The 10,507-nt window shown below is 62.3% G+C and carries 10 protein-coding genes; 8 read left to right on the top strand and 2 right to left on the bottom strand.

Going from position 1 to position 10,507, the window contains the following annotated elements; translation table 11 throughout:
- The first annotated feature begins 204 nt into the window (after positions 1 to 204).
- The 5 genes from AC1DUY_RS22600 (at position 205) to AC1DUY_RS22620 (ending at position 6,027) form a co-directional block, all read left to right on the top strand.
- The gene (locus tag AC1DUY_RS22600) at positions 205 to 1,440 is read left to right on the top strand and encodes an acyl-CoA dehydrogenase family protein (protein WP_478117237.1); all 1,236 of its coding nucleotides are present in this window, start codon (positions 205 to 207) and stop codon (positions 1,438 to 1,440) included.
- A 22-nt stretch (positions 1,441 to 1,462) separates the two neighbouring features.
- A complete protein-coding gene (locus AC1DUY_RS22605) occupies positions 1,463 to 2,524 on the top strand; it encodes a phosphotransferase family protein (protein ID WP_478117239.1) in 1,062 nt (353 codons plus the stop codon).
- A 119-nt stretch (positions 2,525 to 2,643) separates the two neighbouring features.
- Positions 2,644 to 3,555 (top strand): DMT family transporter, encoded by a 912-nt coding sequence (locus AC1DUY_RS22610; RefSeq protein WP_478117241.1) that lies wholly within the window; start codon positions 2,644 to 2,646, stop codon positions 3,553 to 3,555.
- A 199-nt stretch (positions 3,556 to 3,754) separates the two neighbouring features.
- A complete protein-coding gene (locus tag AC1DUY_RS22615) occupies positions 3,755 to 4,666 on the top strand; it encodes a DMT family transporter (RefSeq protein ID WP_478117243.1) in 912 nt (303 codons plus the stop codon).
- Between the two features lie 119 nt (positions 4,667 to 4,785).
- Positions 4,786 to 6,027 carry an MFS transporter gene (locus tag AC1DUY_RS22620; protein WP_478117245.1) on the top strand — a complete coding sequence of 414 codons (1,242 nt, stop codon included), beginning with the start codon at positions 4,786 to 4,788 and terminating at the stop codon, positions 6,025 to 6,027.
- 29 nt (positions 6,028 to 6,056) lie between these two features.
- Here the strand turns inward: AC1DUY_RS22620 and AC1DUY_RS22625 are convergent, their stop codons facing one another.
- Positions 6,057 to 6,842, bottom strand: coding sequence for an SDR family NAD(P)-dependent oxidoreductase (locus tag AC1DUY_RS22625; protein ID WP_478117247.1), 786 nt, complete (start codon positions 6,840 to 6,842; stop codon positions 6,057 to 6,059).
- Positions 6,843 to 6,977: 135 nt separating this feature from the next.
- Here AC1DUY_RS22625 and AC1DUY_RS22630 point away from each other — a divergent pair, with 135 nt between their 5' ends.
- Both AC1DUY_RS22630 and AC1DUY_RS22635 read left to right on the top strand, forming a co-directional pair.
- Positions 6,978 to 7,715 (top strand): histidine phosphatase family protein, encoded by a 738-nt coding sequence (locus tag AC1DUY_RS22630; RefSeq protein ID WP_478117249.1) that lies wholly within the window; start codon positions 6,978 to 6,980, stop codon positions 7,713 to 7,715.
- Between the two features lie 43 nt (positions 7,716 to 7,758).
- Positions 7,759 to 8,526: an SDR family NAD(P)-dependent oxidoreductase gene (locus AC1DUY_RS22635; RefSeq protein WP_093762164.1), complete on the top strand. Its 768-nt coding sequence runs from the start codon at positions 7,759 to 7,761 to the stop codon at positions 8,524 to 8,526.
- Between the two features lie 181 nt (positions 8,527 to 8,707).
- Here the strand turns inward: AC1DUY_RS22635 and AC1DUY_RS22640 are convergent, their stop codons facing one another.
- A complete protein-coding gene (locus tag AC1DUY_RS22640) occupies positions 8,708 to 9,931 on the bottom strand; it encodes a serine hydrolase domain-containing protein (RefSeq protein WP_478117251.1) in 1,224 nt (407 codons plus the stop codon).
- A 185-nt stretch (positions 9,932 to 10,116) separates the two neighbouring features.
- On the opposite strand from AC1DUY_RS22640, the gene AC1DUY_RS22645 reads away from it, so the two are divergent.
- Positions 10,117 to 10,507: GTP-binding protein (locus AC1DUY_RS22645; protein ID WP_478117253.1), on the top strand; the 391-nt coding region annotated here is incomplete at its 3' end.

A 10,507-nucleotide genomic window follows, 5' to 3' on the forward strand; every position in this document is an offset into this window, starting at 1 on the left:
CATTGCATTTCAAACGCGTGTATGAAACTATCGTTTGAGCGTCGGGAAATGTCAATGTGCGCCTGATGGCATATTGCATCTGCTCAACGCCATCGCCCCCGCGCGGATCTGTGCCGCATCAGCAGAGACAAATTTGCTCTTGCGGTGATCCAGCGACGGGACAACAGTGCCGCCAACAATTCTAAAAAACGCGAGGATCGCCCCATGGATTTCAATATGTCGGACCGCCAGCGCGAATGGCTCGAGCGCGTGTCCTCCTTCATGACCAAGCATGTCCGCCCCGCCGTGCCGATCTATCGTCAGCAGGACGAAGCGGGCGAGCGCTGGAAGGTGATCGCGATCGTCGAGGAATTGAAGAAGAAGGCGAAGGCCGAAGGCCTGTGGAACATGTTCATGCCGCCGTCGTCGCATGAAGACGACGAATTCCACGGCGCGGGACTGAGCAATCTGGAATATGCGCTGCTCGCCGAACAGATGGGCCATATCGGCTGGGCCTCGGAAGTGTTCAACTGCTCCGCGCCGGACACCGGCAATATGGAAGTGTTCATGCGCTATGGCTCGAAAGAGCATAAGCAGAAGTGGCTGAAGCCACTGATGAACGGCGAGATCCGCTCCGCCTTCCTGATGACCGAGCCGGATGTCGCGTCGTCGGACGCGACCAATATCGAGACCTCGATCAAGCGCGACGGCGACGAATACGTCATCAACGGCACCAAGTGGTGGTCGTCGGGCATGGGCGATCCGCGCTGCGCCGTCATGATCGTGATGGGCAAGACCGATCCGAGCGCGGCGAAGCACCAGCAGCAGTCGCAGATCCTGGTGCCGCGCGATGCCAAGGGTGTGACGATCGAGAAGATGCTGCCGGTGTTCGGCTTCGACGATGCACCGCATGGCCATGCGCGGGTGAAGCTGGACAATGTCCGCGTGCCTGCCAGCAACATCCTGCTCGGCGAAGGCCGCGGCTTCGAGATCGCGCAGGGCCGTCTCGGTCCGGGCCGCATCCATCACTGCATGCGCACCATCGGCAAGGCCGAGGAAGCGCTGGAGAAGATGGTGCGCCGGCTCTCGTCACGCACGGCCTTCGGCAAGAAGATCATCGAATATTCGATCTGGGAGCAGCGCATCGCTGAAGCCCGTACCGATATCGAGATGAACCGTCTGCTCTGCCTCAAAGCCGCCGACATGATGGACAAGGTCGGCAACAAGACCGCCCAGCTCGAAATTGCGATGATCAAGGTCTCCGGCCCGAACATGGCGCTGAAGATCATCGACAACGCGATCCAGGCTTATGGCGCCGCCGGCGTGTCCGACGATGCGGGTCTCGCCCGTGACTATGCGTCGATGCGCACCATGCGTCTCGCCGACGGTCCGGACGAGGTGCACAACCGTGCCATTGCGCGGCTCGAACTGCGCAAGTATGCCAATGAGGCAAAGCACTAAGAAACGCTAAGCGGAGACTGACGTGACCGATGGTGTGAAGCGCGACGACGAGTATAACGGCACGAGGCCTGTGGAGGAGCGGCATCGCTTCGACGAGATGAGCCTCGAGGCCTGGATGCGCGAGCATGTGGAAGGCTATGAGGGGCCGCTGACCGTCCTGCAGTTCAAGGGCGGACAAAGCAACCCGACCTATCGGCTGAATACGCCGAAGCAATCCTACGTGATGCGGCGCAAGCCGTTCGGCAAGCTTCTGCCATCGGCGCACGCCGTCGATCGCGAATACAAGGTGATCGCGGCGCTCGGCAAGCAAGGCTTCCCGGTCGCCAAGGCCTACGCACTCTGCACCGATGACAATGTCATCGGTTCGGCGTTCTACATCATGTCGATGGAAGACGGCCGGATCTTCTGGGATCCGGCGCTGCCGACGGTGCCGAAGGAAGATCGCCGCGCGATCTTCACGGCGAAGATCGAGACGCTGGCGCAACTGCACAGCTACGATCCCGAAAAAATCGGGCTCGGCGACTTCGGCCGTCCCGGTAATTACTTTTCCCGTCAGGTCGATCGCTGGACCAAGCAGTACCGCGCCTCGGAGACGCAGCTCATTCCGGAAATGGAACGGCTGATCGAATGGCTGCCGACCTCCGTTCCGGAGCAGGAGCGGGTGTCGGTGGTGCATGGCGACTATCGCATCGACAACATGGTGTTCCATACGACGCAGCCGAAGGTGCAGGCGGTGCTCGACTGGGAGTTGTCGACATTGGGCGATCCGATGGCCGACTTCACTTATCTCCTGATGCAGTGGATCATGCCGGGCCTCGACGGGCTCGATTTCAACGCGCTCAACATCCCGACCATGGACGAGGCCGCCAAGATCTATTGCGACAAGGCCGGCCGCAAGAGCGTGCCCGATCTCAACTGGTACTACTGCTACAACCTGTTCCGGCTCACCGGCATTCTGCAGGGTATTGCCGGCCGCGTCCGCGATGGCACCGCGTCGTCAGCCAAGGCGATGGAGTCCGCCAAGCGTACCGTTCCGCTGGCGCAAGCGTCGTGGAAATATGCGCAGCTCGCGGGCGCGAAATAAACGATTGAAGAGGCGCGACCCACTGGGGATCGCGCCTCTTTCCTGATCGCTTCAGAGATGCCCCGCCAAGAGGGCCGGCCGCAGCAAGTGCTGCTGCGTCGATCGACCTGGAAACGCACTTGTCTCTCTCTCCCAGTCTTCGCGGCAGCGTGCTGATGGCCACGGCCATGGCCGGCTTCAGCCTCAACGACGCGCTCACGAAATTCCTGACGCTGCACATGAACTTCGGCCAGGTGATGCTGGTGCGCGGTCTGTTCGCCGTCGTGCTGATCGGCGCGCTCGCCACCCAGCGGAAGGCCCTGCGTCCGCTGCGCATCCTGTTCGTGCCGTCTGTGGCGCTGCGCGTATTCGGCGAGATCGGCGGCACCGTGACTTTTCTGGCGTCGCTCGCACATCTGCCCCTTGCGAATGTATCGTCGATCTTTCAATCGCTGCCACTCGCGATCACGCTCGGTGCGGCACTCATCTTCGGTGAGCAGGTGGGCTGGCGGCGCTGGCTGGCGATCGCCGCGGGCTTCGTCGGCGTTCTCATTGTGGTCCGTCCCGGCATGGAGGGATTCAACCAGTTTTCGCTGCTGGCGCTGTTGTCGGTCGCGTTCTGTACCGTGCGCGATCTCGCGACCAAGCGCATTCCGACCGAAATCCCTTCACTGTTCGTCACGTTTTTGACGACGATCGTCGTGACGATCGTTGGCGCTATCCTGCTCGTTCCGCTGGGCGGCTGGACGCCACCCTCGAACCGGTCGCTCGGCCTGCTGGCGCTCGCCGCTGTGCTGGTGCTGATTGGATATCAGTGCGTGATCCTGGCGCTGCGCGCCGGCGATATCTCCGCTGTTGCGCCGTTCCGGTACTCGCAACTGCTGTGGGCCATGTTGCTTGGCTACCTCGTGTTCGGCGATGTGCCGGACGGCCCGATGGTTCTCGGCGCGTCGGTTATCGTGCTGTCCGGTCTTTATGCGTTCCATCGCGAGCGTGTTCGCAACCGGTTGCCGGCGGCCAGTGCGCCGAGCATGCCGCCGGATGGGTTGTAGGGCGATCACAGCGGATCCTCAGGATGGGCGTCGCTCCACTCGGCTGTCAGCGCCGGGCCCAGCGCGCAGTGAATGGCAGGGACGCGCGGGTCGTCTGGCTCGCGTTTCTGTTTTGGTGCACACGAGGCGCAATCATTTGGCCTGAGTCTTGCTCTGTTCGGAGCCTGTCCGCTCTGACCGTAACTCATCCAGGATCGTCTTGCCTCTCTCTCCCAATCTGCGCGGCAGCCTGCTGATGGCTGTGTCCATGGCAACCTTCAGCGTCAACGACGCGATCGCCAAATTTCTCACCGTGCAGATGCATTTCAGCCAGGTGATGATGCTGCGCGGGCTGTTCGCCAGCGTCATGATCGGTGCGCTGGCGGTGCATCAGGGCGCGCTACGGCCGCTGCGGCTGCTGTTCGTGCCGTCAGTGGCGCTGCGCATCTCCGGCGAGATCGGCGGCTCGGCGCTGTTCCTGGTCGCGGTCAGCGCGCTGCCGCTCGCCAATGTGACCGCCATCGTTCAATCGCTGCCGCTGGTGATGACCTGCGGCGCCGTGCTGATCCTGGGCGAGCCGGTGGGATGGCGACGATGGCTGGCGATTGCCGCGGGCTTCATTGGCGTGCTGATCATCGTGCGGCCGGGCGCCGAGGGGTTCAGCCAGTTCACGTTGGTGGCGCTGCTGTCGGTGTTGTTCTACGCCACGCGCGATCTCGTCACCAAACGCATCCCGGCCGAAATTCCCACGCTGTTCGTCACCTTTCTCACCGCCGTTGCGGTGACTCTGGCAGGGGCAGTGTTCGCCCTGCTGCACGGGGACTGGACTGCGCTATCGTTTCATTCGCTCGCTTTGCTGGCGCTGGCGGCGGTGATGACGCTGATCGGATTCCAGTGCGTCATCCTCGCGCTGCGCGTCGGCGACGTCTCGTCGGTCGCGCCGATGCGCTATTCGCAGATGCTCTACGCGATGCTGCTGGGCTATCTGGTCTTCGGTGATGTGCCCGACGCCATGATGGTGCTCGGCGCGAGCGTGATCGTGTTGTCCGGCATCTACACGTTCCACCGCGAGCGCGTCCGCGACCGTTTGCTGGCGACGAATTCATCGAACGCTCCGCCTGACGGATTGTAACTGTCTGCGTTATTTCTTGACCGCGCGCCGATACGCCGCGATGGCATGGCGCCGCAATCATAGGTAGCGTTCTATGGGGACGCATTGAGCGCGGCGGTGGGGAAATGCAAACGCATGCGATGGCCGAGACCGATCCGGCTGACGAGACGTCGTTGCGCTATATGGGCTGGCGGATTGTTGCCGCCCTGTTTCTGGTCCAGATCTCGATCTTCGGTTTCGGCCTGTACGGGCAGGGCATCTATGTCGCCGAACTCCGCCGCCTCAACGATTGGCCGACCGGGCTAATCGCAACGGGAAGTACGCTCTGTCTCGTACTGGGCTCCCTGCTATCGATGTTCGTCAGCGATCTGTTGCGCTGGATCGGGCCGCGCAGCCTGGTCCTTGCGGGCGTCGCCGCGCTTGCGACAGGTCTTGTATTGCTGGCATCGGCGGACTCCCTGCTGCATCTCTATGCGGGCTTTGTCGTGCTCGCGCTGGCCTGGGTCGGCCTCGGGACGATCACCGCTGCGGCGATCGTCGGTGCGTGGTTCGACCGCAAGCGCGGCCTGGCGATCAGTCTCACCTTCACCGGGGCGACGTTCAGTGGCATCTTGTTGATGCCCGGCTTGGTCCTGCTGGTCGAAGCCACCGGATTTCGTCACGCGCTGGATATCGCTGCCGCCGTGTTGGCCATCGTGCTCGTGCCGGTCGTGGCAATCATGGTTCGATTCCCGCGCGCAGCGGAACGACGGATTGCCGAAGCTGCGCATGCGGCTCCGCCATTGTCACGTGCAGACCTCCTGCGCGATCCCGGGTTCTGGAGCTTGACCGCACCATTCGCGTTCGCGATCCTGGTGCAGGTTGCGTTCATCGTGCATCAGATATCGATCCTGACGCCGGTAATCGGATTTCAGTCGGCGGGCGGCGCGGTCTCGCTCACAACGGCCATGTCGCTGGTCGGGCGCATTACGCTTGGTCTCGTTGCCGACCGCGTCGACCCACGCCGCGCTGCCGCGGTATCGATCTTCAGCCAGGCTGCGGCACTGAGCGTATTGGGATTCTCGACCAGCACGACCGGGCTATTCCTTGCCTGTGCGGCGTTCGGCTTTTCGATGGGAAATCTGATCACGCTGCCGGCGCTAATCGTTCAGCGCGAATTCCCGTCGAACGCGTTCAGCGTGGTGCTCGGGCTGTCCATCGGGATTGCCGGCGTGATCAATGCGTGTGGGCCGGCAACCATGGGGCTTCTGCGAGATCTTACGGGCAGCTACGCGACACCGATTTTCATCGGCGTCGCCATTCAGGTGGCCTCGGCGCTTGCTGTGCTGGCCGCCCCGCGGGCGACGAACGCAGCAGTTGTTCTGGATCGCAGGATGAGTTGAGCGAAGCCAAACCCATCCCGCGTCCCGTCTTAGATCGGCTTGCCTGCGTAAGGCATCGAGGCCGTGAGACCGCCATCGACCGGGATCGCCTGGCCATTCACATAGGACGCGTCGTCGCTCGCCAGAAACAATCCCATCGCCGCGAGTTCATGCGGCTGGCCGGCGCGCTTTAGCGGATTGAGCTGGCCGATCTTGCCCTGCGTGCCGCGTTCCTTGGCGTTGTCGAAGATTGGCTTGGTCATGCCGGTCTCGATCAGGCCGGGACATACCGCATTGATGCGCACGCCGGTGCCGGAGAGCGAATAGGCCGTGGTCTGCACCAGGCTGATGACGCCGGCCTTGCTCGACGCATAGGGATGGCCGGACGCGCCGGATTTCAGGCCTGCGACAGAGGCGGTGAGAACGATGGAGCCGTGGCCCTGTTTCACCATATGCGGCATGGAATGCTTGATCGCGAGGAACGGTCCGATCAGATTGATGCGCAGGATCTCCTGCCATTGCTCGACGGTCTGTTCCAGCAGCGGTACGAGGCCGCCTGATATGCCGGCATTGGCCCAGATCGCGTCGAGCTTGCCGTATTTGGAGACGGCCTTGTCGATGAAGGCTTTCACGTCGCTCTCGGAACCGGCATCCGCCGTTATCGCTTCAATGGTGCCGCCGGCATCGCTCACAAGTTTGGCTGTCTCATGCACGCTCTCGCTGCGGTCGACGATGATGAGCTTGGCGCCTTCCAGCGAGAACAATTGCGCTGCGGCGCGGCCGATGCCGCTGCCTGCGCCGGTGATGATGACGGATTTGCCTGCGAGGCGGCCCATAACTCTCTCCCTGTATGTTTTTTGTGCGGCGTGCCGCCATATGGAATTCAATGATGCGTGCCAAGCTGCGAAGATGCTTGAGGCGCTTCGCGCTCTGACGTAGGACGGATGAAACAGTATTGAAGGGTGGTCACGATGTCCAACGCCGAGAAACCGTTCGTGGCGCAGCATACAGTCCCTCAAGGTGTGACGGCGACGCGGTGGTGGTGGGTGCGACACGCCCCGGTGCGGAGTGACGGCGGCAATATCTACGGCCAGAAGGACATGGACTGCGACTGCAGCGACCGCGTGGTGTTCGATGCGGTCGGCAAGATCCTGCCACGCAACGCTGTCTGGGTTGCCAGCAATCTGAAACGCACCCATCAGACCGCCAGTGCAATCTGGGCCGCGGGATTTCCGAAGCCCGACGCGATGCCGCATGAAGCGGATTTCGCCGAACAGCATCTCGGTGACTGGCAGGGCATGAACCGCGCTGCGTTCTTCGCCAGCCGTCCCATCAATGTCGGCAGCTACTGGTTCGCGCCCATCGACGAGCCATCGCCGAATGGCGAAAGCTTCATGGATCTCTATAACCGCGTCCGCCGCGGCATCGAACGCATCAATGTCGAGCACGCCGGCAAGGATATCATTGCGGTTGCTCATGGCGGCACGATCAAGGCGGCCATCGGCCTCGCGCTCAACGATCAGCCGGATCGCGGCCTCGCTTTCACCATCGACAATTGCTCGGTGACGCGGCTCGATCATCTCACCAGCGACGGCCACAGCGGCTGGCGCATTCCGATGGTCAACCAGCAGCCATGGATCGCCGATCCGTCGCATGCAGCGATGCATCAGCCGGCGGGGCCGGAAGTGACGCCGACGAAACTCGCATAAATCAAAAACAAACCGGCTCATGCCGGATCAAGGGGAGAGAAACATGAACCTGTTCGACATGACCGGAAAAGTTGCCGTCATCACCGGCTCGACGCGTGGCATCGGCCGCGCCATTGCCGAGCGCATGGCGGAGCACGGCGCCAAGGTGGTGATCTCGTCGCGCAAGCAGGATGTCTGCGACGAGGTGGCGAAGGAGATCAACGCACAGTTCGGCGCGGGGACTGCGGTGGCGATTGCTGCGAATATCTCCAGCAAGGAAAACCTGCAGAATCTTGTCGATGAAAGCAAGAAAGCGTTCGGCAAGATCGACGTGCTCGTGTGTAACGCCGCATCGAATCCGTATTACGGGCCGCTGGCCGGCATTTCCGACGATCAGTTCCGCAAGATTCTCGATAACAACATCGTCGCCAACAACTGGCTGACCAGCATGGTCGTGCCCGACATGATCGAACGCAAGGACGGCTCGGTGATCATCGTGTCGTCGATCGGCGGGTTGAAGGGCTCGACGATCCTGGGCGCCTATGCGATCTCGAAAGCGGCCGATATGCAGCTCGCGCGCAATCTTGCCTGCGAATACGGCAAGTTCAATGTCCGCGTGAACTGCATCGCGCCGGGCCTCATCAAGACCGACTTCGCCAAGGCGCTGTGGGACAATCCGGAGAACCTCAAAGCGTCCACCGCACGCTCGCCGCTGCTGCGCATCGGTATCCCCGACGAGATCGCGGGGGCCGCGGTGTTCCTTGGATCTGCAGCCGGGAATTTCATGACCGGGCAGACGATGGTGATCGACGGCGGGGCTACGATTAGTTGACGGGCCGCAGGCCCGTCATTCCGGGGCGGGACCGGCGCCGAAGGCGACGGGACTGAGCCCGGAATCTCGAAGTGAGAACATTGCGAGATTCCGGGTCTGAGCATCAGTCGGCTTCGCCGGCTTACGCTCATTCCCAGCCACTCCAATTGGAGTGGCTGGGAATGACAAGTCCTCTGTTTGGCTACTCCACGGCCGCGTAGACCAGGCTCCGGATCAGCGTGCGGAAATATTCCCGCTGGCCCGGTCCCTGCGACATGAACACCGCGAACAGCTCTTCCTGCGGATCGATCCAGAAGAACGTGCCGGCGACGCCGCTCCAGAAGAACTGGCCCTTCGATCCCGCATAGGGCGCGTGACCATCGTCCGTGCGCACGGCGAAGCCGAGGCCGAAGCTGTGGCCGGGCGGGACGAGATGTGTCTCCAGCTTCACGTTGGGGCTGAGGTGATTGGACGCCATCAGGTGCAGCGTGCGGCTGCCGATCACGCGGTTGCCGTCCAGCGTGCCGCCGTTCAGCAGCATCTGGCAGAAGCGCGCATAGTCCATCGTCTTTGACACGAGGCCGCCGCCGCCGGATTCCATCTTTGGAATCTCCAGCGGATCAAACAGCGCGACATTCTCGCCGGTCCAGGGATCGGTGGGGAAGGGGTGCGCGATGCGATCCTTGTTGGATGTCGCTGTGTGGAAGCCGGTCTCGGCCATCTGCAGCGGCGCCAGAATGTTGTCGGTGAGATAGGAGCCCAGCGACTTGCCGGACACGACCTCGATGACGCGGCCGAGAATGTCCGTGGAGCGGCTGTAATTCCATTCACTGCCGGGCTGGCAGATCAGCGGCAGGCCGGCGACTATCTTGGCATGTTCTTCATTGGTGATGTCGCGATTGCGCAGATTCGACTTCTGGTACATCCGCTGCACCATGCCGTTGCCGGTGATCTCATAGGAGATGCCCGAGGTGTGACGCAGCAGGTCCTGGATCGTGATCGGGCGCAGCGGCAGCGCCAGTTCGAGCGCGCCGTTGCGCTCGATGCCGACCTTGGTGTCGGCGAATTCGGGGATGTATTTGGCGAGCGGGTCGTTGAGCAGGATATGGCCATCCTCGACCAGCTGCATGATGCCCAGCGAGACGATCGGCTTGGTCATCGAGAAGATGCGGAACAGGCTGTCCTTCGACATCGCAGTGGCGCCGTCCGGGGTCTGCTTACCGAAGGCCTCGAAATAGCCGATCTGGCCGCGGCGGGAGACCAGCATGGTGACGCCCGGCGTAGTGCCCTTGTCGATCTCGCGCTTGAACGCGTCCGACATGATTTGAAGACGGTTTGATGACAATCCCAGCGTTTCCGGCCGGGCCTGCGGCAGCTCGGGGGTCTCGAGGGAAATGGCGTGTTTTGCGGCAGTTTGGGCGTTCATGTCAGCTCCTTGGGGGCTCCCGATAGTGCTTTGATTGATCTTGTCATTTGCCGGCTTACATAGGGGGCTCGCCGGCATGGTTGGACGAGCTTGGCCCAGAAGTTCGGGCTTGAACAGGGCCGTTTTCCCTTGTAACCAGCCGCCGGTTTGGTGCTGCGCACGGGCGTGGCTTAACAGGTGGATCTATGGCCAAAGCAAAATTTGAACGTAACAAGCCGCACTGCAATATTGGTACGATCGGTCACGTTGACCACGGCAAGACGTCGCTGACGGCGGCGATCACGAAGGTGCTGGCAGAGACGGGCGGTGCCACGTTCACCGCTTACGACCAGATCGACAAGGCGCCCGAGGAAAAGGCCCGCGGCATCACCATTTCGACGGCGCACGTCGAATACGAGACCGCCAACCGCCACTACGCCCACGTCGACTGCCCCGGCCACGCCGACTATGTGAAGAACATGATCACCGGCGCCGCGCAGATGGACGGTGGCATCCTGGTCGTGTCGGCTGCCGACGGCCCGATGCCGCAGACCCGCGAGCACATCCTGCTCGCCCGCCAGGTCGGCGTTCCCGCGT

Source organism: Tardiphaga sp. P4_G1 (genome assembly GCF_056401215.1).